The following is a 24,806-nucleotide window of genomic DNA, read 5'->3' on the forward strand; positions in this document are numbered from 1 at the left end:
ATTTTGACTAATGAAGATAAGTGTAGTGATTTTAATTTTATAAGCTACTGATTGCCTACAAATTATAAACAACAATGGTAGTCCATGCGATATCGTTGTTACTTTTTAAAAAATCTAATCTAACTTGTAAAAAATATAGTTCGACTAAAAGAAACACATTAAAGCCAGAAAAAGTAGGCTTTAATGTGTTTTATTGTACTAATTATTTTTTTCAAGCGTTGTCACTGTACCGGACGGTATGATTTGAGTTTTGGTAAAGAAAACAGCATGTGGTGTTAATTCTTTTTCGTCTAGAGCCGAAACAGCTAACTGTCCCATTAATTGAAAGTCTTGCTTAGCAGCACTAAGAATGGGGCGTGTTATTTGGGCGACTTCGGTGCCGTCAATTGCTATAATAGACAAATCTTTTGGGACATCGATTTGAGCATCTTTAGCACCATTAAGTATACCAACGCTAGTGATATCGGCAGAACCAATTGCTGCTGTAAAAGGTAGTGGTTTGCCAAAATGTTTGATAGCATCTATACCAGTTTGGTAGTTATTCTCTGTTCCCCATATAAAATCGGGGTGATATATGATACCGTGCTTTGTAAGGGCATCAATAAATCCTTGTCTTCGTAACTTGGCAACAATTGAATTTGGATTAGAAGCACCAATGAGTGCAATTTTTTCGTGACCATTTTCGTAAAGATGATCAACAATTTGATGCATCATCTCATAATTATCAGAGGAAATGGAAGGGATTTTGTTATTTAATTGATTCGAAACACTAAGAAGTTGGACCTCGGCACTAGTCAACAAGTTAAAGACGGGGTCATCAATATCAAGATCCACCGCTAGCATGACAATTGCCAATACTTTTCGAGACAATAAAGAACGAACAGTTTGGAGCTGCTGCTCCTTGTTCGTGTCGACAAAGGCAATGAGTAGTTCGTAATTAAGCTTATATGCTTTAGACTGCATACCTTTAATAATTTCATCAGCAAAATTAGTATGTTCGTTTGGTATTAACACGCCAATAACGCGGCTTTGTTTTTGTGATAGATCAGCTGCTGATTGATTTTTCAGATAGCCCATTGACGCTGCAAGTTCACGAACTCGTTTAGCTGTATCCGCATTAAAACGCCCTCGATTAGTTAAAATTCGAGAGACGGATGCCGGGGAAAGGCCAGCTTTATCTGCAATGTCTTTAATAGTAATAGCCATATTAAATATTATAACCCAAAAAGGTTGACTTTCAATATGAAAGCGGTTACAATATTTAGTGCGTAAACGTTTACTCAAAAAAGCAAACAATAACAAGGAAGGTTACCATGGAAAAAATAGAATGGTGGCAAAAAGCCGTTGTCTATCAGATTTATCCCAGAAGCTTTCAAGATAGCAATGGAGATGGTGTCGGAGACATACGCGGCATTATTGAACGGTTGCCTTATTTGAAAACCCTTGGCATTCAAGTCATTTGGCTAAGCCCAATTTATCAGTCACCAAACGATGATAATGGCTATGACATCAGTGATTACCGTAAAGTTTTACCAGAATTTGGCACAATGGCAGATGTTCAAGAAATGTTTGAGGTCGCGCATCATTTAGACTTGAAAATTATGATGGATTTAGTTGTCAATCATACTTCTGATGAACATCAATGGTTTAAAGAGAGCCGTAAAAATAAAGATACCCCTTATCGTGATTATTACATTTGGCGTGATCCTGTCGATGGGCATGAACCTAATAATTGGCTGTCAGATTTTGGTGGATCAGCATGGGAATTTGACAATAAGACACAACAATATTATTTGCACCTATTTTCAAAAAAACAACCAGATCTGAATTGGCATAATCCTGATTTGCGACAAAAAATTTACGATACAATGAAATGGTGGTTAGATCAAGGTGTTGATGGTTTCCGCATGGATGTTATTAACCTAATTGCAAAACCAACAGATTTACCAAATGATCCCAATGTTACCTTAGAAAACCATGGTTCATCAATGAATTTTGTTGCTAATGGTCCCAATATTCATGAGTACTTACAAGAAATGAATCAAACGGTGTTATCAAAGTATGACATTATCACTGTTGGTGAAACGCCAGGCGTATCAACAACAGATGCAATGAAATATGCTGGATTTGATTCACATGAGTTACAGATGGTCTTCCAATTTGAACATACTGAAGTTGATAACAGTCATGAGGGATTAGGTAAATGGAGCGATGAACGTTTCAATCTGGTTGATTTAAAACGTATTTTATCTAGGTGGCAAAATGATTTATATGGTAAAGCTTGGAACAGTCTCTATTGGAACAATCATGATCGACCAAGAGTAGTTTCACGATTTGGAAATGATTCAGATGAATATCGTGTGCTATCTGCAAAAATGTTGGCCGCAACTTTGCATTTCATGCAGGGAACACCTTATATTTATCAAGGTGAAGAAATTGGTATGACCAATATTGACTTACCATCTATTAAAGACTACCAAGATATTGATACTTTGAATGCATATCATGACCTAGTTGTCCAACAAAAACGAGTTACTCCAGATAAAATGATGTCCTATGTTCATCACTCTTCAAGAGACAATGCACGAACACCAATGCAATGGGATATCACTAAAAATGCTGGATTCACTGAAAGCCATCCATGGTTAAGTGTTAATCCCAATTATCAGACTATCAATGTGGCAGATTCATTAGCTGACCAGCAGTCAATCTTTTATTTTTACAAAAAACTCATCGCGTTAAGGCAAGAGCTATCAATTATCACGACTGGAAAGTATGAAGTGTTGGATCTGGAAGACGAATCGGTCTATGCTTATAAGCGAATTGACAATGAAATGCAATTGCTAATTATTAGTAACTTTACTGATCAAAAGCAAACACGTCATTACGATCAAAGCCAAACTGCACAATTAATTATAAGTAATTATTCAGATGATCAGGGCGATACACTCAGACCTTACGAATCAAAAGTGTATAAGTTTTAATTTTTTCAGTAAAATGTAAGCGGTTACTTTGTTTAGAATTTTTTGTAGAATCACTTAATTAAGGAGAGTGAATATAATGAGTACGAACGCACATAAGAAAGGCCAGCTTCCGATGCTGACTAGCATGCAGCTATTCTTAATGACTTTTGGCTATGCAGGTGTTCAAGTGGCCTTTTCAGTTCAAACTGGTAATATGGGGAGAATATTCCAGACCTTGGGTTCCGACCCGACTAAATTAGGATTTTTTTTCATCTTACCTCCTTTGGCAGGTATGATTACGCAGCCATTAATTGGTCTGTTTTCTGACAAAACATGGTTACCTAAAATGGGTCGGCGAATGCCTTATCTCATTGTTGGGTGTTTTGTATCGTTGATTGTTTTACTATTATTACCTAACACAGGTTCATTTGGTTTTGGTTATGGATCCATGACGGCTTTGTGGTTTGGCGCGGTAACGGTATTATTCATGGACTTGTCTTCAAACGTTTCAATGCAGCCTTTTAAGATGATTATTCCTGATATGGTCAATGAAAAGCAAACTGACAAAGCATGGAGTTTACAAAATATATGGGGAAGTTTAGGTGGCGTGATTGCCTTTGTCTTTCCATTTATCTTAACTTCTTTTGGTGTTGCCAACACTGCAGCACGTGGAGTTGTGCCTGATTCAGTAAAAATTTCGTTTTATGTTGCGGCTGCAATATTGTTATTGTCAACCATTTTTACCATCATAAATGTAAAAGAGTACGACCCAGAAACCTTAGCATATTACCATGGTTTTAAGTCTGATGATAAGAAACATGAATCATTCATTGATATTTTGAAACACGCACCAAAAGTGTTTTGGACCTTAGGTATCGTCGAATTCTTTGTCTGGTTTGGTATTCCATACATGTGGACTTATTCAACCGGTGCTCTTTCAGAAAACATCTGGCGAGTTTCAGATCCTGCATCTGCAGGGTATCAAGAAGCAGGAAACTGGTTTGGTATTTTGCAGGCAGTGTATTCAGTTGTTGCAATAGTAGTTGGTATTTTGTTTCAAAGATTAAACGATAAAACAAGAAAAATGACGTTTTTCTTAAGTTTGATAACTGGTGGCTTAGGATTTATGATTGTTGCTTATGGGCATACTCATGTATCATCGCTAATTGGCTTTATACTGATTGGTATTGGTTGGATTGCATTGATTTCTATTCCATTTACTATTCTGACGAATGCGTTAGATGGCAAACATGATGGTGTTTATCTAGGTTTGTTTAATTGCTTTATCTGTATTCCTCAAATCGTTGCTTCAGTAGCAAGTTTCGCTATTTTCCCAGCTGTTGGAAAATCAATGGCCCACATGTTAGCAATTGCAGGTGTTTTCCTGATGATTGGTGGTTGTTTAATTTGGATTGTTAAAGAAGAAAAAATACAAGTAGATGTGACACAAAAAGGAGAATGAAAAATGACAGAAGATATTAAATGGTGGCAGAAGGCAGTTGTTTATCAGGTTTATCCACGATCATTTCAAGATGCAAATGGAGATGGTATTGGAGATCTTCAAGGCATAGAGCAAAGACTAGATTACATTAAAAAATTAGGTGCCGATGTTATTTGGTTAAATCCAATATATGCTTCACCTGACAAAGATAATGGCTATGATATTTCTGATTATGAAGATATTAATGCAAAATTTGGTACGATGCAAGACTTTGATCGATTACTTCAGAAAGCCCATGACAAAGGCATTAAACTTTTGATGGACTTAGTCGTTAATCACACATCAGACCAACACCAATGGTTCATTGAAAGTCGTTCCTCAAAAGATAATGATAAACGTGATTTTTATATTTGGCGTGATCCAGTTGATGGACGTGAGCCAAATAATTGGGGCTCGTTCTTTTCAGGGCCAGCATGGAAATTTGACGAAAAAACGGGGCAGTATTACTTACATTTATTTGTGGAAGGACAGCCCGATTTGAATTGGGTAAATCCTGAAGTACGTCAAGCAGTATTTGATATGATGAATTTCTGGGTTGATAAAGGAATTGATGGCTTCCGCATGGATGTTATTTCTTTGATATCAAAACCAGATGGTTTGCCAGACGGTGAGGTTCCTGAAGGCGGTGAGTATGGTAATGCAGATAAGGCAGTAGCTAATGGTCCCCATGTTCATGAGTATTTGCAAGAAATGCGTGAAAAAGTGCTAAAGCGAGCTGATATGATGACTGTTGGTGAAGCATCTGGTGTTGATATCAATAATGCTATCAAGTATGCTAACACAGACGGATCAGAATTAAATATGGTTTTCCAGTTTGAACATATGGGACTTGATAATAACCCAAATCCAGCTTTGGGAAAATGGTACAATCAAAAAGTTTCTCTAGTTGACTTGAAGGAAAACTTATCCAAGTGGCAAAATGATCTAGCCGGTAAAGCCTGGAATTCGTTATATTGGGATAACCATGACCAACCAAGAGCGGTAAGCCGCTATGGAGATGACCGACCAGCGTACCGCGTGGTTTCAGCAAAGATGGTTGCAACCTTATTGCACTTTATGCAAGGAACACCATACATCTATCAGGGCGAAGAAATTGGAATGACCAATGCTTATAATTTGAAACGTGAAGATTTTGATGATGTTGAAATTAAAAATGCTTTTAAGTATTTAATTGACAAGGACCACTTGATCGACGAAGACACAATGTTGAAGTACGTACATGCGAAAGGACGAGACAATGCACGCACGCCAATGCAATGGGACAGTACAGTCAATGCAGGATTTACAACAGGAACCCCTTGGCTTAAATTAAACAATAATTACGACACAATAAATGTTGAGCAAGCATTAGCTGATAAGGATTCTATTTTTTACTATTATCAAAAACTAATTCAATTGCGACATGATTTGCCAATTATCACTACTGGAAAGTATCAGTTGTTGGAACCAAATGACGAACAAGTCTATGCTTATCGACGTGTGGGAAATAACGAACAACTGCTTGTTATCAATAATTTTACTGACACAACCGTTACGCGAAATTATAGTGTACCAGCAAATGCAAAAATTTTGATTAGTAATTACGATGATGACCAAGCGGAAACACTTCGTCCATATGAGTCTAAAGTCTATCAGTTTTAAAAGTAGTATCTTACCTTCTTCATAAAGGATATTAATTTTTTATTGAAAATTAATTTATTTAAGCTATTGTAAACGCTTTCATTTTGATATATAATAACATTATAAAGTTGGATTGTAACTATCGTGATTTTAGCGATAGGCAAAACCAAATGATAAGGGAACTATACACCTCATAATATTGGATGGTGATAGGAAACTATTATTTGGTTTTTTATTTTCAAAATATAGGAGCAGACCATGCTGGTAAAAAGAATTTTTAATAATAATGTTCTACTAGCTGAGAATAATGAACAAGAATTGGTTATCGTCGGGCGCGGTGTTGGTTTCAAGCAAAAGATAGGTCAAACAGTTGATTCGAGTAAAATTGAAAAAACTTATTATCCGCAGGACGAAAATTGGACGAGAATGTTTAACGAAATGGTTGATACGATTTCCTCGGACTATGTCGAAATCGCCTCACATATTATTTCAACTGCGGAAAAAAATTTAGGCTTGTCATTTGACGGATACTTGTTAATCGGACTAGCAGATCATATACAGTTTGCGGTAGAACGCCTACAAAAAAACTTACCCATTAAAAATGAACTATTATGGGAAACGCAGCACTTTTATCCTGATGAATATCGTATCGGTACACTCGCTGTAGACTTTATTAATGAACAAATGAGTGTGCAGTTACCTGAGGATGAGGTTGGCTTTATTGCTTTGAAATTTGTTGAAAAACGTGCTGGTCCAAATTTCAATGAAAAAGCTACCAATATGACACAGCTCATTGAAAGTGCATTAACACTGATTCGTCATGATTTACTACCTGATATTGATTCTTCTAATCTCAATTATCAGAGATTAATTGTTCATTTGCGTTTCTTCGTAGATCGATTATTAGATGAAAACCACATTCAAAAAGGAGAGAATAATTTTGATAACGTCATGTCGCAGCACTTGTCAGAGAGCCTGCAGAAACGTTACAAAAGTTCATACCAATGTGCACAACGTGTGATTAATTATCTGGAGAAACAAACTAAACAAAAAACAGGAGTCAACGAACAAGTTTACCTAACGATGCATTTACAAAGGATTGTTGATTCTTCAATTTAAATTAGGGATTGTAACTATTTAATTAGGCAAAACCCAAAAGATATCAGTTATGTGATATCTTTTGGGTTTTTATTTTATAACATAGTGAGGTAAAAAAATGGATTATGAAATTCTAGCTAATAAGATATTGGCTGGTGTCGGTGGCAAGGATAATATCGGATCAGCCTGGCATTGCGCTACCCGTTTGCGGTTTAAATTAAAAGATGAAAGCAAAGCAGAAACTGAAAAAATAGAAAAGATGGATGGTGTGATTACTGTTGTTAAATCAGCAGGTCAATACCAGGTTGTTATTGGAAACAATGTTGCGCGAGTTTTTGAACCTTTAGCCGATGCAATTGGGTTAGCAAGAGACGATGCTCAGAGCGATGAGCAAGCAGAAAAAAAGAGAGAAAACATTGTTAATCGTTTCGTTGGTTTTATTTCAAGTGTTTTCACACCTTTTTTAGGAGCGATGGCCGGAACTGGTGTTTTGAAGGGGCTACTGGCAGTTTTTGTGACACTAGGATGGTTGCAAGAGTCTAGTGGAACGTATCAAATTTGGTATGCCGCTGGTGATGCCTTCTTCTACTTTTTACCAGTCTGGCTAGCTTTCACAGCTGCGGCGCAGTTAAAAGTGAATCAGTATGTTGCAGCAGCTTTGGCCGGTGCATTACTTTATCCAAATTTGATTACGTTATTAGCAGGTAGTAAGCCTGTAACATTCTTTGGTTTGACTGTTGTCGGAACAACGTATAGTTCGAGTGTTATACCAATATTATTAGCAGTTTGGATGTTATCTTATTTACAACCAATTTTGGATAAGTTTTTCCATGAATCTGTTCGTAATATCTTTACACCGATGGTCAGCCTAATTATTATGGTACCAGTCACATTATTAGTTGTTGGTCCATTAGGTACAAGTGTTGGAACTATACTATCGTCATCAGTCGAGAGTGTTTACCGTGTGGCACCTTATGCTGCTGGTGCTGTAATGGGTGCTTTGTGGCAAGTATTTGTTATCTTCGGCGTGCATTGGACTTTCGTACCAGTTATGACCAATAACATTAGTCAGTTAGGATACGACTACTTGCTACCAATGCTAAGTGTTGCTGTTTTAGCACAATCAGGTGCTGCACTTGGTGTGTTTCTTAAAACAAAAGATGCAAAGATGAAATCTTTAGCAGGATCATCGGTTCTTACAGGTGTACTAGGCATTACTGAACCAGCTATATACGGTGTTACACTTAAACTAAAGCGACCATTTATTTTTGCAACGATTGCTGGTGGTATTGGTGGTGCCATCGCTGGTGGGGGTGGCGCACACGCGAATGCCTTTACCTTGCCTAGTTTATTAGCCTTACCTACATATTTGGGTAAAGGATTTACCAGTGTAATTATTGGTTTGGTTGTTGCCTTTGTTTTGTCAGCAGTTGCTACTTATCTATTCGGTGTACCCAGCCAACGAAAAGAGGGTCAAGAAGAAAATAAAAAAACCGAAGAAATGCAAGATAATTTAGTCATTGCGCCCGTGCTTGGCACTATTATTCCACTAGAATCAGTAAAAGACGAAGTTTTTGCTAGTGGCGCAATGGGTAAAGGAATTGCTATCGTACCTGATGATGATCAAATTGTTTCACCAATAGTAGGTACAGTAGCTGCCGTTTATCCAAGTAAACATGCTATTGGTTTAATCTCTGATGTTGGTGTAGAGGTATTGATTCATATAGGGATTGACACTGTACAACTAAACGGAAAGTATTTCAATCAATTAGTTGAACAAGGAAAAAAGGTTTCTGTTGGTACGCCATTAATAACTTTTGACCGTCAAGCTATTCAGGAAGCTGGATATGATCCAACGGTGATGGTTATTATCACAAATACAGCAGATTACGAAATAACTGAGACTAAAGATACGGTAGCCAACCAAAATTGGTTACTACAACTAAAAGCATTGTAAAAGGAGAATAACATGTATAGTAAAGAATCAATCACAGGATTTCCAAAGGACTTTTTATGGGGTGGCGCAACTGCTGCTAATCAAATTGAAGGGGCGTGGCAAGTAGATGGGAAGGGCTTAACAACAGCTGAAGTGGTACGTAAAGCTGAGAACCGACGTCACGGGTCAATGGGAGATGTTAACGCAGATACCTTACAAGAAGCTATCGCCGATCATTCGGATGTACATTATCCAAAGCGTCGTGGCGTTGATTTTTATCATCACTACAAAGAAGATATTGCACTATTTGCAGAAATGGGTTTTAAAGTATTTCGACTTTCAATCGCTTGGTCACGTATTTTTCCAACTGGTTTAGAAGAAAATCCAAATGAAGCTGGGTTAGCTTTTTATGACCGAGTATTTGATGAACTAGATAAATACCATATTGAACCACTTGTGACGCTTTCGCATTATGAGATGCCAATTGAACTAACGAAGCGTTACAATGGTTGGTTGGGTCGTGAGACCATCAAGGCATTCAATCACTATACAGAAACTGTGTTTAAGAGATACAAGGACCGAGTTAAGTACTGGTTGACATTCAATGAAATTAACACTAGTGCTTGGGGATTTCATGAAACTGGCGCTATGGATAGTGATTTGAGTATGCAAGAACAGTTGCAAGTGCGCTATCAGGCAGTTCATCATCAATTTGTTGCCAGCGCTATTGCGACTAAGCAATTAAAGGAAATTGCGCCCAATGCGAAAATTGGTTCAATGTTAGCTCGCATGCAAACGTATCCAGCAACAGCAAACCCAGTTGATGTACAAGCAGCACAGGTTGAAGATCAGAAAAATTTGTTTTATACCGATGTTCAAGCACGGGGTGAATATCCAGAATACATGAATCGATATTTTAATGAAAATGGTATCGTCATCAATATGTCTGTTGATGATGAAAAAATTTTGAAACAGTATCCGGTTGATTTTATTAGTTTCAGTTATTACATGACCAATGTGACAGGAGTAGATGGCGTTGAATCTGGAATTGGTAATATGAGTTTGGGTGGTCGTAATCCTTATTTGAAGGAATCGGAGTGGGGATGGCAAATCGATCCGATTGGTTTGCGAGTTTCCCTAAATGTCCTGTGGGATCGTTACCGTAAACCATTATTTATTGTTGAAAACGGCTTGGGAGCAGTAGACGAAATAACAGCAGATTACAAAGTGCACGATGATTATCGCATTGATTACCTTCGGTTGCATATTGAACAGATGAAAGAGGCTGTGATCGACGGCGTCGACTTAATGGGCTACACAATGTGGGCACCACTAGATATCATTAGTTTTAGTACTTCAGAGATGAGTAAACGTTATGGCTTAATTTATGTAGATCAAGACGACGCAGGAAATGGTACATTAAAGCGTTACAAAAAGGATTCATTCTTCTGGTATCAAAAAGTTATTGAAAGTAACGGTAAAATATTAGAATAAAATTAAAAAACGACACGAATGAACAGTGTCGTTTTTTAATGAGGTAGTTATTTAGGTTGACTAACACATATTTGATAATTTACTAGGAACTAGTTTTATGTTAATATACTTATAAATAATAAGTGTGTCATTTTAATAAAAGAGGTGTATTTATGAGTAAAGTTATAAGTTTGGTCGGTCAACAGTTAGATGCGTTATTGGAAAATGAAACGAATGTTGTTTCTAATCTAGCAAATGCTGCCGCCTTATTGTTTCAAAACTACGAGGATTTGAACTGGGCAGGTTTTTATATCTACAATAATGCTACTAAAGAGTTAGACTTGGGTCCATTTCAGGGTAAAGTAGCATGTATGCATATTCAGCCTGAATCTGGCGTAGTTGGGACGTCTTTTGCTAACGGAGAAAGCATTGTCGTACCAAATGTACATGATTTTGCTGGACACATTGCTTGTGATGCTGATAGTAATTCGGAATTAGTTGTACCCATATTTAAAGATGGACAAATTTATGGAATGATTGATATCGATTCACCATTATTGGATCGCTTTGGTGAGAAAGAAAAAAATGAAGTAGAAGAGCTTGCTGAAATCTTAGCAAATCATATTTAATTTGCATACTATACATTAAAGGCAACTGATTTCATCAGTTGCCTTTTTATTTGGATAGAAAAGTATATTAGCGCTACTTATTTTTGAAAACATCTAGTATGTGGTATCTTTTGTAAATAACCAATAGTAGTAGACCACCTAGTGAGCCAACTAATACCAGAAAAATACCTGAACCAACTCTAGTATCTGGAATAAAGCGGTTTAATAATAGACTTAGTCCAGTAAACAGGATTAATAACATCAATGAACTAATATATATAGTATTTAACACCTTCGTATTTAAAAAGTTAAGAAGATCAAAACGATGCTGAATATAGCTTCCCATCATAATAGTAATAATCACCAGAGAAATTAATGTTGATAATAGAGCACCTAAGGAGTTTGTCAAACCAATCATAATAGGTTGGCATAGAATTTTAACAATCATGCCCCAGCCAATTGCTCTAAGTGCTATGTTAGTTTTACTGAGTCCTTGCAAAATCATAGCTAGAACAGATGTCAATCCCATGAATAGAGCGATCACTGCTGAAATTTGTACCATTGGTATATATAAGCTTTCTGCAGCATAATTGCCATAAAATAGGATGTAAACCGGCTTACTTAACGAGTACAGTGCTGCACAAGCTGGTAGGGTGATGGCACAAAATAATACATAAGATTGACTGACATACTTTCTTAGTATCACATGATTGTACCTGTTTTTCGAAATTAGGGGTAGAATAGTCGATGCAATTGAAACAGACAATGAAACCACAATCATAATCAGCTTATTACTATTAAAGTTGAATAAACCAAAAATTGTTTCGATTTTGTCGCTGGATAATGTAGTATTGAATTTTGACATCAATACGTGAAAGCTGAATTGATCTATCCATTGGTAGGCAACTAAAAAACCGCCAATGATAACGAAAGGTAAGGACTGAACGACAATCCGTTTAAAACTGATGATTTCTGGTTCAGCATTTTCTTTAAGGAAATCACTAACTAACGGTTGTTTTTTTGAAAGTGTGCAAAATAATAAGTAAATGGTTGCCACCCAAGCGCCAATAGATGCTGCAAATGTTGAATGTACAACTACAGTTATCCAACTACCATGCTGTAATTGTAAAATAACATATGCAGATCCTAACATATAAGCCACACGGACGATTTGTTCAATTACATCAGATTTGGCGATTTCAGCCATCCTTAGCTCGCCTTGCAGTTGCCCACGTAAAACAGATAAAAATGGAAAAACTAATACAGCCCAAGAAAGAGATCGCAGTACAGGAACCAACTTTACGTCACTAGCAGAAAGGATAGGGGCTAAAGACCATAATGCAACGCAACAAAGAAACCCTGCAATCCAACTTAGTCGTGTCGCGCTTTTCAAGAATTGCTGTTTGCTATTACCTTCAAGTCGTGCCGTGAATTTAGCAACAGCTGAAGGTAGTCCAGCGGTTGATAACATTAAGAAAAATTGATATAAATTATAGCCTTTACCCATCAATGTGTTAGCTTGTAGCGATAGTGCGCCTAACATCATTGTCCAAGGAATAACATACAATGCACCTAAAGCTCTCGAAGTAATATTGCCAAAAGCTAGCCATGCGGTACCGTTGGTGAGTTGGTTTTGGGATGGATTTTTTTGTCTCATTTTATTATTGTAACACTAATCATTATTTCAATATATTAGTCGTCTCATTTTGAAAATGGATGACATAATGATAGTTACAAAGTTGTTATGCCTTTAACAAAATGAACTGGTAAGGTGATACGCTCGTGAGATGATGTAGTAGTAGTTTGATTCATTTGTGATAATAATTTTTCTACTGATGATTTGGCGATTTCGGCAGTAGGTTGTTTAATTGAAGATAAAAAAATTTGTTGTCGTGAATAAATACGAGCACCATCAAATCCTATTATTTGTACATCTGTAGGTACATTAACGCCTTTTTGAGTTAGCAAAAAGTAAAAATCACTCGCGAATTCATCCGAATCAGAAAAAATACCGTCATAGTTAAATGTTGTATTTACAGTATTTTGATTAATAAACGTAGCAAAGTCGTCCACGAAATTGACAATATCACGCGTTACAAATCTTTCTACAGCAATATTGTGTTCGTGACAGTAATCAAAGAACCCCTGTTCGCGAATAGACGATATATTACGCACAGGTGCCTTTGAAATAAATAAAAGTTGTTTAGCGCCAGACTTAACTAGCGTTTCGCCCGCTAGCTGTCCTCCGGAATAATTATCTGAAACAACCAATGGAACTTGGTCGGAAACTTTTTTTTCAATTGAAACGAGTGGTATATCTGTTGCAATCAAATTAGCTGCATCCGCGTAGGACATCGTGATTAATCCTGCAACTTTTTGCGTATTAGCCATCTGTATATATTCGATTTCATCTTCTGATCGATTATTAGAGTTGCATAATATCATTTTATAGCCTTTTTTTTGCAACTCTTGCTGCATGTAGTAGCTTAATTCCGAAAAGAAAGGTGAATTGACTGTCGGAATGATAAAAACAACGAAATTTGATTGACTAGTTTTTAAAGAACGTGCTGTAGCATTTGGCACGTAGTTTAGTTCCGCTATGGCTTCTGCTATTCTTTTCTGTGTATTTGGCTTGGTTCTCTTCCCATTAATGTAATTAGACACAGATCCTCTAGAAACCTCAGCTAAACGAGCTACATCGTTCATATTAACCAATTTCAAATACCTTCTTCAATAAATTATGTAATAAAAAAGTGCCGACTGGCACTTTTACAATGATTATGGTGTAAACCTTCCTGATAACATTTTATCAAATAATTCTGACATTTGTTGTTGTTTCATATTTTCTATTTGTTGCACCTCTAAATGATTGAAGTCTTCTATCATGAAGTAGGCTTCTAAATAAAGCGTCAATTGATTTTTAATAAATCGTTGGTTTGTGATCTCATTTGGATGATTTGTGTTGTTTATCAGAGACATAGCAAACTCGTGTGGATTAATAGTAAAGTTTTTTTCCATAATTGTCATCCTTTCTGTGATTATTGAATACTATCTTCCAAATTTTCTCTAGCGTGTTTAGCATCAATATAACGTGTCATTTCTAATTCTTTTTCGGGAGTCAAACGATAGAAGAGTATTAGTATGAACGAAATAACAAGGGCGATTAAAGGCACCCAAACATAGTTTGCTTCGATACTAAACAGTGCTGCTGTCGACTGGGTTTTGTTTGGTACGTAGTGGCCAAGTGATAAAAGCATACCGGTAATTGCGCCACCAATACCCATGCCAAACTTAGCGGTAAAACTCGAGGCAGAGGTTACTATCCCTTCGGCACGAACGCCGTTTTTCCATTCTCCATAATCAACAGAATCCGCTAATAAAACGGCAATTAAGGCGCCAACGAAACCATTTCCAAAGTTTCCGATAATCGTACCAATAATTACTAGTGGGATGTTCAAGAATTGTGCACCGAGGCCAAGGATTAATTGACCCAATATACTCAGACCTAGTCCTGATAGTAGTGTCTTCTTTTTTCCTATTTTCATAACAATTTTAGGTGTTAAGAATACAGAAACCAAACCAACAGCATTGAAGAATAAAGCCAAGGAAGCTAGCTCAGGTTTATCTAAGTTGTATTTAAAGAAGTAGATGGTTACCTGTCCTTTTGTCTGCATACCTAACCAATAAATAAAGTTTAAGCCAACAACAATAACCCATGGCCAATTATTTTTAAGCGCTTTTAAGGATGTTTTAATTGGAAGTGCTTGTTGTGACTGACGGGTTTGTACATGTTCACGTAGATTGGCAAACACAACCAGGTAAATGACGAAGAATACTGCCGCTGCCATGACAGCAACCCAGAAAAAACCACGGCGTGGGTTATCTTCTCCTCCGAATAAGGTGACCAGTGGTAAGGCAATCACTGAAATCAGTGTTCCACCAAAGTTAGAAAATAGTGATCTGATTGTTGAGAGTAGAACACGCTCATTTGGATCTGTTGTCATACTTGGCAAAATCGAAGTTAGTGGAATATTGACGGCTGAATATAAAACGTCAATACCAATATAGGTGACATAAGCCCAGACAATTTTCCAATTCATTGGTAAATCTGGTGTTGTAAAACATAAAATTGTGAAGATTGTAAAAGGGGCATTAAACCAAAGAAAGTAGGGGCGGCTACGACCCCATTTTGTGTGCGTATGGTCGATCATAATGCCCCAAAATGGTCCATCAAGTGCATCAATTACACGTGCAACTAACATCAATGTGCCGACAGCTCCGGCTGTGATACCAAAGACGTCAGTATAGAAATACATTAAATATGTGCCGATTAAGCTAAATGTAAAACTACAAGCAAAATCACTAGCACCATAACTTAAACGTTCATTCCAAGGCAACTTTCCATTGCCTTTTTTTACTGTAACTGTTCCATTACTAGACATGTCATACACCTTCCTTTTTATAGATGCAACGTGGTTGAAGAAGTATACAAGTACACTCTGACTTCATATGGTTTTAATGTTTGATTGTCATTTGTTGGGTAATTTTCAACAAGTAACTTGCTTTCAGAGGGGACATCGTATCGGCGTGTGACCGAATGAGAAGTGAAGTTTGCAATGACGAACAAGGTTTCTTTTTTATTTTTCCGTGTGTAGGCGAAGACTTCCTTATCATCTTCGTTCCCTTTGAATAAATTGAAATCACCATCTGTGATTACTGGCAAAGTATGGCGCAATTTGATCAACTTTTGATAAAAATAAAACAATGAATTTGGATTTGACAATTCATCTTCTGCGTTGATTGTTTGATAATTAGGGTTCACAGATAGCCAAGGTTTAACATGACTAAAGCCTGCGTAAATATTGTTGTTCCATTGCATCGGCGTTCTTGAATTATCACGTGACCGTGCACGAAGATATTTCATCATGTCTTCAGATGTAATAAGCTTTTCTTTGTTAACTAGCTCTTCATATGCGTTAATGGATTCCAAATCTTCATATTGTGACAATTCCTGAAAACCAGCATTTGTCATTCCTAATTCTTCACCTTGGTATATATAAGGTGTCCCTTGCATGAAATGTAAAAGGGCAGCCAACATTTTTCCAGAAATTTCTCGATATTCTTCTGAGTCATTACCAAATCTTGATATAGCACGAGGTTGATCATGATTGTTCCAATACAAGCTATTCCACGCCTTACCATACAGCGACTTCTGCCATTTGGTCAAATTATCACGTAAATTTTGTAATGACACTTTTTTATCAGACCATTTTCCGAGCGCTGGGTTGTCGTTACCATCCAGGCTAACATGTTCAAACTGAAAAACCATGTTTAGTTCTGTTCCGTTCAAATTTGCATATTTCTCTGCTTCTTTTGTGTCGACACCGATAGTTTCACCAACTGTAATCCAATCATGTTTTTTCAAGACATGATTGTTCATTTCGGTTAGATAGTCATGAATATGAGGCCCATTGGCAACAACTTCAGCAGCATCACCATATAATTCTGAGCCATGTATTCGACCATCAGGTAATCCCGCTGGTTTTGAAATAAGAGAAATGACGTCCATACGAAAACCATCAATTCCTTTTGTAGCCCACCAATTCATCATGTCGAATATTGAGTGTCTAAGTTCGGGATTATCCCAATTTAAGTCCGGCTGTTCTTTGGCAAATAAATGTAGATAATACTGTCCAGAGTTCTTATCAAATGTCCAAGCAGGACCAGAAAAGAATGAACCCCAGTTATTTGGTTCATGACCATTAACTGGGTCACGCCAAATATAGTAATCTCGGTACTTATTGTCCGAATCTTTACTACTGATGCTCTTTTGGAACCACTCATGCTCAAAAGAACTATGGTTAACTACGAGATCCATCATTATTTTTAATCCACGTTGGTGGGCACTGGCTAGTAGTTCTTCAAAATCGTGCATGTTGCCAAAAGTAGGGTTAATGCTTTTATAATCTGAAATATCATAGCCACCGTCAATATTTGAGGTTTTATAGACGGGATTCAACCAGATAACGTCAACACCTAGTTTTTCGATATAGTCAAGACGATTTATTATGCCTCTCAAATCACCTATACCATCATCGTCACTATCTTGAAAACTTTTTGGATAAACTTGATATACAACAGCATTTTGCCACCACATTGTCTTATTCATAAGATCTCCTTCTCTATAATTGGAACGTTCCATTTATTTACCACATAGTATAAACCGAATAAGGCGTAAATGCAAGCGCTTACATTTGGAAAAGAGATTTTATATTACAATGATGAAAATAGTATATTTAAATTGAAAAGCTAGTAATAATAATGTATAATTCGGGAGACAGTCTCTAGCCCATTTGCGGGACGGTTGCTGTTGTTAGTGGAGTAGAATACAAAACGATTGATATGTATGTGCAATGAAATAAAGCATAATTAAAGATATTTTTTAAGTCTATGAAAACTAATGGTTATAAGTTAAAGGGAGGTATCGTTAATTGCGTTTCAAAAAGATATTAATACTAGTTATTTTGTCAGTAAATTTATTGACAGTTGCCTTATTGTATCCAAGCCTAGTCAAGGCGGATACAGCAAATGATTACAATATTACAATTGATGGTAATTTTTCGGATTGGGCAGACAAACCTAAAACGGACATCTTCTTTGACTATAACAATGGTAATGTTACCAAACAAGGTTCTTTTTTAGCTGACGATAAGTATTTATATATTTATATTGATATGGATCCTTATAATCAGGGACATAATTACAGGTTTCAAGGAAGTGGTTGGAATGTCCAAGTTGGTAACAATGTTACTAGTTTATCATTTTCAGTTGATGGCGGAATATGGTCTTTGCAACCTGGTTCGAAAGCCGGTATTTCTTCCGTTTGGGCTTGGAGTAATAATGACCCTGATAAATTATTTATTAACCAACAAATTCCAGGTGTTACAGGTTATGTGGCTTCTAAAAAAGCGAGTAATGGATGGGCATATCATGATCAGGCAGAGATTAGAATTCCATTAAGTGGCTTTTTAAAAAATCCAGATATGGCGCAAAGCCTTATAATTTATGATACTGATAACATGGGACAACAAAAAGTAACGGTAACTGGTGCTAGTACAGGTGGAAATTTTATCGTTGTGAGTGGTTTTATTATGGCGATCCTATTAGTATTATCTGGCAAATTTTTAAAAAATAGAAAGAGGGGCTAATTTTTTTGAGTATCTTTTTATTAATTAGTGGTGTTATTTGGCTTTATGCTTTATCTGTTTTTAAAAGAGCGAATCTTCCAGCTTTTTATTTTATTGTAGGTAGTATAGGGCTATTTTTTATTTTATTTTTCTTTAGCAAACCTTACTTTATTTGGATAATGGCGCGAGCGGTTACGTTTGCTGTTTCTTTGGTCGCGCATCCCTTAAATTTGGCTACTGTATATTTAGATTATGGTTTAATTGCTATTAATAATGGGTTTAACATGATTACAATGTCAATTGACTATGAATGTTCAGGAGTCATAGAAACAGCGGCATTCTGGGCCTTATTGGCGTTCTATCCAATGTATCAAGCTAAAGAAAAAGCTGTGCTAGCTTTACTAGGCCTTTTATGGATGTACGTTACTAATGTTATTAGATTAATTTTGATTGTATTGATTGTTCATACTTTTGGTGTGGATTATTTCTTTTTAGCGCATTCAATTATCGGCCGAATTGTTTTTTATATCTTTGCAGTTTTCTTTTACTACAAAGTATTTACATATGGTTATTTAGCAAAAAATAAAAAGAAGGTGTAAATGAACTACGTATTTTTTTCAACGTTAAGTCAAATGGGATTCTGGATTACTTGGCTACTGGTTCCTATTTTAGTAGAAACAGTTCCGGCAATCTCATCTTTTCTAAAAATATTCTTTCATACAATTGGTCATTCAAAATCTGAAAAAAGTCCAACTTTTTGGCCTTTTATTTCAATTATTATTCCAGTATACAACTCTGAAGATACACTTTATGAATGCATTCAGTCAGTGTGTCAATCAACCTATCCTATAGATAAAATTCAAGTCATAGTGGTAGATAATAAAAGTAAAGACCAAAGTTTCAAAGCATTTCAATCCGCACAAAATAGTTTTCCAAAAATAAATATGCAGTGGATGAAAACCGAGCAAGGAAAAGCTCGTGCGCTAAACTCTGCGATTTACAATAGCTCAGGTACGTATATTATTAATATTGATAGTGACGGTATTTTAGAGCCTAATGCTTTAAGAAACTTAATCAAAAAGTTTGAAAGTGATATAACCATATCTGCTATGACAGGTAGTATATTGACACAAAAATCTTTGATTAAACGTACTAAAAATGTTGGATTGAAATGGTTGCAACGTTTAGAATATTTTGAGTATGCACAAGCCTTTATGTCAGGCAGGAGTATTGAATCACAAAACAATCATCTATATACCATGTCCGGTGCATTTTCAGGATTCCGAAAAGATGCCTTGATGAAAACCTTTATGTATGACGTCTCAACTGTTGGTGAGGACATTGATATTACTTTTCAAGTTAGAGACAAAACGAATGGAAAAGTCGTTCTTTGCGCAGATGCTTTCTTTTTCGTTGACCCGATTGAAAGTTGGAATAAGCTATATATGCAGCGGCAACGTTGGCAGCGTGGTCAAATTGAAGTATCGAAAAAGTATTCTGGAAATCGTTTAGGATTAAAATCATTTTTCTCAAATTTTTTGGTGAGAAGACTAATCATAGATCATACGTTTATGTTTCTAAAAACAATATGGATTTTCGCAAGCATTGCTCTCTTGTTTTTAAACTATTCACCCTTACTGCTGTTGCTATCATATGTTGCTATTTATCTTCTATATGTTTTCATGAGTATGATGGTTTTTGTTAATGTAAACATGATGTTAAAAAAATTTAGTGACGAGCGTAAATTTTATTTTTCATTATTCGATTGTATATTCTGGATACCTATATATAATTTTATTTTGTCTTGGATACGTTTAATTGGTGTAATTAATACAGAATACCTTTCTGCTAAGTGGACTGCGAAAAATTATCATGAAGAATTCAAGACAGTAGGAACAATTGTTAAACAAGACTTTATTAAAATTAAAGGAGGTAGAAAAAAATGAATTTAGTAGGAACTTATCATTTGAAATATTATATTCATGCTACTCATGCAATTAGATGGGAAAATGGTGAAGGTGAAGAACATGCACATTCTTGGGAAATAGCAGTAGAGTTCCGTTCAACTAACGAAGATATGATTGTATTTGATAAAATTGAGGGCTCTTTAGATGAGCTTTTTAAAACATATTCTGGTAAATTTCTGAACAAGGTTGAACCTTTTACCACAATAGATCCTACTTTAGAAAACATAACAAAGTTCTTTTTTACGTTAGTAGCAAAGCAGATTTCACCAATGCATGCACAACTAAATAAAATTGAGATTGGTGAATCACCAATGAGATTTTACTATGTGACCCGAGATGATATGAGCGGTGAATAGCATATGAAAGAGAAAATATTTTCTTTGGGAAATACTGCTATTCTAATTTTATTTTATTTACTCTTTGGTATTACCTATATTTCAGCGATTCTATCCGATAATTTTACTATCGGCGATAATTTAAAAAGAGGTACCACAACTACGTTGGGACTGCTTATTTTTCTTGGCATCATCTTATTGGTTATCAGTCTGATTTATTTTGTACCTAAAGTCAAAAATTCTGTAATATTTATTTTTAAACAGCATAAAAATATTACATCAGTTGCATTATTTTTATTGCTAGTTTTAGTACAATTTTTATTTGTAACAGTCTTTCATCCTAAAATTGGTTGGGATCCATCAGCATTAATTAATACACTAGACAATGTAGATGATGTAAATAATAGAGCATATTTTAGTTTGAATTCAAATAACCTGCCCATTCTGTTGTTCATGTCATTTCTTTCAAATGTTTTTCAGTTGAAGACATGGTTATTTTTTGATTATCTGACCATAGTTATGGTTGATCTATCGATTGTTTTTTCGGTTGCTACCTCTTATATGGTTGACAGACGTTACTTTGCTGTTTCTTTGTATATTAATATCTTAGTATTCGGCTTTTTCCCTTGGATTGTTGTACCTTATACAGACACATGGGTTTTACCATTTGTATCAGCATTTTTGTTTTTCTATTTCAGCGCAAAGAGAGTGTCTAAACTGTGGCAGAAAAATTTATTAATGGCACTCTTTGCTTTACTGGTGTGTGGAACGTATTTCATTAAGCCATCCGCAATTATTCCTGCTATCGCAATCGGTTTCGTTGAGGTGCTCAGCTTGCTGAAAGAACAACATATGTTGCTACCTAAGGTGCTCAAAAAAATTAGTACAGTTTTGGTAGTTATATTTTCTTTTATTTTTTTATACACGATAACCCAAAGTACAATTACGCAGCAGACATTGATTCACGTCAACCGTGATCGAGCTATTCCGGCGGTACACTTTATGAACATGGGCATTTCCGGTGAAGGTGGATATAATGCACAGGACACCTTAAAAATGGGTGAGTTAGCAACTAAATCTGAAAAAATTGCATATTCGCAAAAAATGTATGTTAAGCGGTTAAAAAAACTAGGTGTTATTGGCTATTTTCGTTTTATCATTCAAAAGCAAATAAACAATACTGCCGACGGCTCGTTTGCGTGGGGAAAAGAGGGACATTTTATTCAAGGTGACCAGATTCCAAGATCCCATGGCTTAAAAAGGATGATAGAAAACTATCTGTATATTTATGGAGAAAATGTGGCCAACTTTCGTTTTATTGCGCAATTTATTTGGTTAATTATCTTAAGCTGTATATTTTTTGGTTGGCATAATAAATCACATGCAACACAAATAATCAGACTAGGCATAACGGGAGCTTTTTTGTTTCTTCTTTTATTTGAAGGCGGTAGAAGTAGGTACATTATCCAATTTTTACCACTATTTTTATTGGGTGCTAGTCTCTTGGTTCATGATTCGAAACAAAATATTCAAAAAATTATGGATGCTACATTATTAAAAAGGACGAACAACGAAACATAATAATTAAAATTTTGGTAGTATAATGTCACTGGTAACAGTGGCTTTTTAATTATGAAAGCGTAAAAATTAAAAGTATAATTATTTTATTTAAAAACACAAATACGGGTTAATGCTAGCAGATTTCAAATTGTATTTTGAAATGTTACGTTGATCTATGAGTTATCAAACGAAAAATGGAGAACATAAAGGTATGACCAAACAAAAAATAGTATTAATAACTGGTGCTAGTAGCGGTATTGGGTATCGAACAGCAGAAAAATTAAGTACACATGGCTTTAAAGTTTATGGTACAGCACGTCGAACCGAAAGAATCAGTCCATTGTCTTCTTTAGGTGTTATTCCTCTTGAGATGGATTTAACTGATGAACACTCAATTAAATCAGCCGTAGCAGAAGTTATCAGTCGAGATGGCCAAATTGATATTCTAATTAATAATGCTGGATATGGTTCGTACGGTGCTATTGAAAATGTTCCTATTGAAGAAGCTAAAAAGCAATTTGAAACGAATTTGTTTGGCCTTGCTACGCTTGTTCAACTGGTTTTACCACATATGCGCCATCAAAAATCTGGTCGTATCGTTAATATTTCATCCATGGCAGGACGTATGACAACATATATGGGTGCTTGGTATCATGCCACTAAGTATGCTTTAGAAGGGTTTAGCGATGCGCTACGAATGGAAGTGAAACCATTTGGTATTGATGTCATTCTTATTGAACCAGGCGGGATTAAAACTGACTGGGGAACTATTGCTGCAGAGAATCTTCGAAAAACTTCAGTTGATACACCCTATGCTGAGCATGCTTTAGCGGCATCCAAAAGAATGCATCAACTTTATACATCTAATAAGCTGACAGATCCAAATGTAGTTGCTTCAACGATTGTAAAGTCAGTAATGACTAAACGACCAAAGCCTAGATACTTAGTGGGTTATGGTGCCAAGTTGTTGGTTAGTTTACATGCCATTTTGCCTACACGAATGTTTGATAAATTAATTCAAAAGGTTGTTTGAATTTAAGTTAACAACAAATAGACAGTTTCTAGAGAATGAGTGCTGACTTTTATCGTAGCATTGCCCGGTTGTGCATGAGAATTTACATTTTCTGTACAAAATTACATTTTCTGTACAGAAAATAATTAAATTTATATACACAAATTGTAAGCGTTGACATATAATATAATTAAAGATATTTATGTCTTTCAAAATTTAAACTGATAGTTAAAAGGAGAAAAAATGAAAGCAGCTGTATGGCATGGTGTTAAAGATGTTCGTGTGGAGGATGTTGAACTTAAACCAACAAAATCTAATGAGGTAGTAGTACGTGTTGCTTATGCTGGAATTTGCGGCAGTGATTTACACGAATACCTTGAAGGGCCCGTATTTATTCCCGTTGATCAAACAGATGAATTGACTGGTGGTCAAGCACCATTAACGATGGGACATGAGTTTTCCGGTGTTATCGAAAAAGTAGGTCCCGATGTGGTTAACTTTAAAGTCGGAGATCACGTTTCAGTCAATCCAACTGTGACAAAGGGAATCTCTTCTGATGATTTGGATGTTTACGATGGCTATAGTTTTATTGGTTTAAGCACGGACGGTGGTTTCACATCATTCGTTAATGTACCAGAAGATAACTTATACCATTTACCCGAAGAATTCTCATTGAAATTAGCAGCTACTATTGAACCAACGGCCGTTGCGGTCCAAGCTATCAAAGAAGCTGATCTTCGTTTTGGCGAAAAGGTTGTGATTTTTGGTGCCGGACCAATAGGTGTGTTGGTTGCTGCTGCTGCAAAGGCAGCGGGGGCCACTAAAATCGTGGCTGTAGATTTGTCAGAAGTTCGCTTGAAAAAGGCGCTTGCAATGGGTGCAACAGACGTAATTAATCCAAGTCAAGTACCTGATACTATCGCAGCTATCAAAGAAATTATTCCTGGGGGTGCTGATGCCTCATTTGAAGTTGCCGGGGTACAGCCAACTTTTGAACAGGCAATAGATGCAACACGTCCGCGCGGAAGTGTCGTTATTGTTTCAATTTTTGCAAAGCCAATCAGTTTTAACCCAATGCAATTGATGAATGCAGGCGTTAAGTTGACTACAACAATTGCATATTCAAAAGAGACTTTCCAACAAACTGTTGCCCTTGTTAGCAGTGGACAAATTAACGTAGAGCCAGTTATTACGGATATAATTTCATTAGACAATATTGTTTCTGATGGTTTTGAGTCATTAACAAGCGATAAGTCACAGGCCAAGATTTTGATTGAGTTAAATCAGGATTAACTACTCCAACATACCTAAGTATACAAGTTGCTACTATCTTTTATTTTTGTTTAGGATAGCAGTGGCTTTTTATTATGAATTACACAGTTAACTTAGCTTTTAGAATTGATAACTAGTCATAGATAATACTTTTAAGAGTATGATTCATTTTAGGCTAACACCGATTTAGTCATGGTTTTAATGATTAAGATAATTAATTGAGTTACATGTTCAAAAATGTCATCTATACTTGGTTCGTACAAAAAGAATAACC

At 36.0% G+C, this 24,806-nt stretch carries 20 protein-coding genes; 14 read left to right on the forward strand and 6 right to left on the reverse strand.

Going from position 1 to position 24,806, the window contains the following annotated elements; translation table 11 throughout:
* Positions 1-198: 198 nt before the first annotated feature.
* The gene (locus GJV51_06670; protein ID QGM25675.1) at positions 199-1,206 is read right to left on the reverse strand and encodes a LacI family DNA-binding transcriptional regulator; all 1,008 of its coding nucleotides are present in this window, start codon (positions 1,204-1,206) and stop codon (positions 199-201) included.
* A 107-nt stretch (positions 1,207-1,313) separates the two neighbouring features.
* Here GJV51_06670 and GJV51_06675 point away from each other — a divergent pair, with 107 nt between their 5' ends.
* The 7 genes from GJV51_06675 to GJV51_06705 all read left to right on the forward strand — a co-directional run bounded on the left by GJV51_06675 (position 1,314) and on the right by GJV51_06705 (position 11,220).
* On the forward strand, positions 1,314-2,984 hold the full coding sequence (locus tag GJV51_06675; protein ID QGM25676.1) for an alpha,alpha-phosphotrehalase: 1,671 nt from the start codon (positions 1,314-1,316) through the stop codon (positions 2,982-2,984).
* 76 nt (positions 2,985-3,060) lie between these two features.
* Positions 3,061-4,425, forward strand: a complete 1,365-nt coding sequence (locus GJV51_06680; protein ID QGM25677.1) for an MFS transporter — start codon at positions 3,061-3,063, stop codon at positions 4,423-4,425.
* A 3-nt stretch (positions 4,426-4,428) separates the two neighbouring features.
* Positions 4,429-6,105 (forward strand): alpha,alpha-phosphotrehalase, encoded by a 1,677-nt coding sequence (locus tag GJV51_06685; GenBank protein QGM25678.1) that lies wholly within the window; start codon positions 4,429-4,431, stop codon positions 6,103-6,105.
* Positions 6,106-6,342: 237 nt separating this feature from the next.
* Positions 6,343-7,203, forward strand: coding sequence for a PRD domain-containing protein (locus GJV51_06690; protein ID QGM25679.1), 861 nt, complete (start codon positions 6,343-6,345; stop codon positions 7,201-7,203).
* 97 nt (positions 7,204-7,300) lie between these two features.
* Positions 7,301-9,139: a PTS beta-glucoside transporter subunit IIABC gene (locus GJV51_06695; protein ID QGM25680.1), complete on the forward strand. Its 1,839-nt coding sequence runs from the start codon at positions 7,301-7,303 to the stop codon at positions 9,137-9,139.
* Positions 9,140-9,151: 12 nt separating this feature from the next.
* Positions 9,152-10,612, forward strand: coding sequence for a family 1 glycosylhydrolase (locus GJV51_06700; protein ID QGM25681.1), 1,461 nt, complete (start codon positions 9,152-9,154; stop codon positions 10,610-10,612).
* 152 nt (positions 10,613-10,764) lie between these two features.
* Positions 10,765-11,220: a GAF domain-containing protein gene (locus GJV51_06705; GenBank protein QGM25682.1), complete on the forward strand. Its 456-nt coding sequence runs from the start codon at positions 10,765-10,767 to the stop codon at positions 11,218-11,220.
* A 73-nt stretch (positions 11,221-11,293) separates the two neighbouring features.
* Here GJV51_06705 and GJV51_06710 read toward each other — a convergent pair whose 3' ends face one another.
* The 5 genes from GJV51_06710 to GJV51_06730 all read right to left on the reverse strand — a co-directional run bounded on the left by GJV51_06710 (position 11,294) and on the right by GJV51_06730 (position 17,368).
* Positions 11,294-12,856 (reverse strand): oligosaccharide flippase family protein, encoded by a 1,563-nt coding sequence (locus GJV51_06710; GenBank protein QGM25683.1) that lies wholly within the window; start codon positions 12,854-12,856, stop codon positions 11,294-11,296.
* A 74-nt stretch (positions 12,857-12,930) separates the two neighbouring features.
* Positions 12,931-13,905 (reverse strand): LacI family DNA-binding transcriptional regulator, encoded by a 975-nt coding sequence (locus tag GJV51_06715; protein ID QGM26113.1) that lies wholly within the window; start codon positions 13,903-13,905, stop codon positions 12,931-12,933.
* Positions 13,906-13,977: 72 nt separating this feature from the next.
* Positions 13,978-14,217, reverse strand: coding sequence for a hypothetical protein (locus tag GJV51_06720; protein QGM25684.1), 240 nt, complete (start codon positions 14,215-14,217; stop codon positions 13,978-13,980).
* Positions 14,218-14,237: 20 nt separating this feature from the next.
* Positions 14,238-15,641: an MFS transporter gene (locus GJV51_06725; protein ID QGM25685.1), complete on the reverse strand. Its 1,404-nt coding sequence runs from the start codon at positions 15,639-15,641 to the stop codon at positions 14,238-14,240.
* A gap of 17 nt (positions 15,642-15,658) precedes the next feature.
* Positions 15,659-17,368, reverse strand: coding sequence for an alpha,alpha-phosphotrehalase (locus GJV51_06730; GenBank protein QGM25686.1), 1,710 nt, complete (start codon positions 17,366-17,368; stop codon positions 15,659-15,661).
* A 322-nt stretch (positions 17,369-17,690) separates the two neighbouring features.
* Between GJV51_06730 and GJV51_06735 the strand changes: the two genes are divergently transcribed.
* The 7 genes from GJV51_06735 to GJV51_06765 all read left to right on the forward strand — a co-directional run bounded on the left by GJV51_06735 (position 17,691) and on the right by GJV51_06765 (position 24,553).
* Positions 17,691-18,407, forward strand: a complete 717-nt coding sequence (locus GJV51_06735) for a hypothetical protein (protein ID QGM25687.1) — start codon at positions 17,691-17,693, stop codon at positions 18,405-18,407.
* A gap of 5 nt (positions 18,408-18,412) precedes the next feature.
* The gene (gene xrtG, locus GJV51_06740; GenBank protein QGM25688.1) at positions 18,413-18,985 is read left to right on the forward strand and encodes an exosortase family protein XrtG; all 573 of its coding nucleotides are present in this window, start codon (positions 18,413-18,415) and stop codon (positions 18,983-18,985) included.
* Positions 18,986-20,332, forward strand: a complete 1,347-nt coding sequence (locus GJV51_06745; GenBank protein QGM25689.1) for a putative glycosyltransferase, exosortase G system-associated — start codon at positions 18,986-18,988, stop codon at positions 20,330-20,332. It begins immediately after the preceding gene.
* Positions 20,329-20,709: a 6-pyruvoyl tetrahydropterin synthase gene (locus GJV51_06750; GenBank protein QGM25690.1), complete on the forward strand. Its 381-nt coding sequence runs from the start codon at positions 20,329-20,331 to the stop codon at positions 20,707-20,709. The genes GJV51_06745 and GJV51_06750 overlap by 4 nt, the downstream gene beginning before the upstream one ends.
* Positions 20,710-20,712: 3 nt before the next feature.
* A complete protein-coding gene (locus GJV51_06755; protein ID QGM25691.1) occupies positions 20,713-22,269 on the forward strand; it encodes a hypothetical protein in 1,557 nt (518 codons plus the stop codon).
* A gap of 190 nt (positions 22,270-22,459) precedes the next feature.
* On the forward strand, positions 22,460-23,281 hold the full coding sequence (locus GJV51_06760) for an SDR family NAD(P)-dependent oxidoreductase (protein ID QGM25692.1): 822 nt from the start codon (positions 22,460-22,462) through the stop codon (positions 23,279-23,281).
* 222 nt (positions 23,282-23,503) lie between these two features.
* The gene (locus GJV51_06765; GenBank protein QGM25693.1) at positions 23,504-24,553 is read left to right on the forward strand and encodes a zinc-binding dehydrogenase; all 1,050 of its coding nucleotides are present in this window, start codon (positions 23,504-23,506) and stop codon (positions 24,551-24,553) included.
* The last annotated feature ends 253 nt before the right edge of the window (positions 24,554-24,806 follow it).

The sequence above is a fragment of the Leuconostoc mesenteroides subsp. mesenteroides genome, assembly GCA_009676745.1.
In the GTDB taxonomy this organism is placed as follows: domain Bacteria; phylum Bacillota; class Bacilli; order Lactobacillales; family Lactobacillaceae; genus Leuconostoc; species Leuconostoc koreense.

What these genes read in the sequence shown, in the direction of transcription:
- GJV51_06700 (QGM25681.1), top strand. Translation starts at nt 9,152, where the DNA reads ATGTATAGTAAAGAATCAATCACAGGATTTCCAAAGGACTTTTTATGG.
- GJV51_06745 (QGM25689.1), top strand. Translation starts at nt 18,986, where the DNA reads ATGAACTACGTATTTTTTTCAACGTTAAGTCAAATGGGATTCTGGATT.
- GJV51_06755 (QGM25691.1), top strand. Translation starts at nt 20,713, where the DNA reads ATGAAAGAGAAAATATTTTCTTTGGGAAATACTGCTATTCTAATTTTA.
- GJV51_06760 (QGM25692.1), top strand. Translation starts at nt 22,460, where the DNA reads ATGACCAAACAAAAAATAGTATTAATAACTGGTGCTAGTAGCGGTATT.
- GJV51_06670 (QGM25675.1), bottom strand. Translation starts at nt 1,206, where the DNA reads ATGGCTATTACTATTAAAGACATTGCAGATAAAGCTGGCCTTTCCCCG.
- GJV51_06690 (QGM25679.1), top strand. Translation starts at nt 6,343, where the DNA reads ATGCTGGTAAAAAGAATTTTTAATAATAATGTTCTACTAGCTGAGAAT.
- GJV51_06710 (QGM25683.1), bottom strand. Translation starts at nt 12,856, where the DNA reads ATGAGACAAAAAAATCCATCCCAAAACCAACTCACCAACGGTACCGCA.
- GJV51_06765 (QGM25693.1), top strand. Translation starts at nt 23,504, where the DNA reads ATGAAAGCAGCTGTATGGCATGGTGTTAAAGATGTTCGTGTGGAGGAT.
- GJV51_06730 (QGM25686.1), bottom strand. Translation starts at nt 17,368, where the DNA reads ATGAATAAGACAATGTGGTGGCAAAATGCTGTTGTATATCAAGTTTAT.
- GJV51_06685 (QGM25678.1), top strand. Translation starts at nt 4,429, where the DNA reads ATGACAGAAGATATTAAATGGTGGCAGAAGGCAGTTGTTTATCAGGTT.
- GJV51_06715 (QGM26113.1), bottom strand. Translation starts at nt 13,905, where the DNA reads ATGAACGATGTAGCTCGTTTAGCTGAGGTTTCTAGAGGATCTGTGTCT.
- GJV51_06725 (QGM25685.1), bottom strand. Translation starts at nt 15,641, where the DNA reads ATGTCTAGTAATGGAACAGTTACAGTAAAAAAAGGCAATGGAAAGTTG.
- GJV51_06675 (QGM25676.1), top strand. Translation starts at nt 1,314, where the DNA reads ATGGAAAAAATAGAATGGTGGCAAAAAGCCGTTGTCTATCAGATTTAT.
- GJV51_06705 (QGM25682.1), top strand. Translation starts at nt 10,765, where the DNA reads ATGAGTAAAGTTATAAGTTTGGTCGGTCAACAGTTAGATGCGTTATTG.
- GJV51_06750 (QGM25690.1), top strand. Translation starts at nt 20,329, where the DNA reads ATGAATTTAGTAGGAACTTATCATTTGAAATATTATATTCATGCTACT.
- GJV51_06680 (QGM25677.1), top strand. Translation starts at nt 3,061, where the DNA reads ATGAGTACGAACGCACATAAGAAAGGCCAGCTTCCGATGCTGACTAGC.
- GJV51_06720 (QGM25684.1), bottom strand. Translation starts at nt 14,217, where the DNA reads ATGGAAAAAAACTTTACTATTAATCCACACGAGTTTGCTATGTCTCTG.
- GJV51_06695 (QGM25680.1), top strand. Translation starts at nt 7,301, where the DNA reads ATGGATTATGAAATTCTAGCTAATAAGATATTGGCTGGTGTCGGTGGC.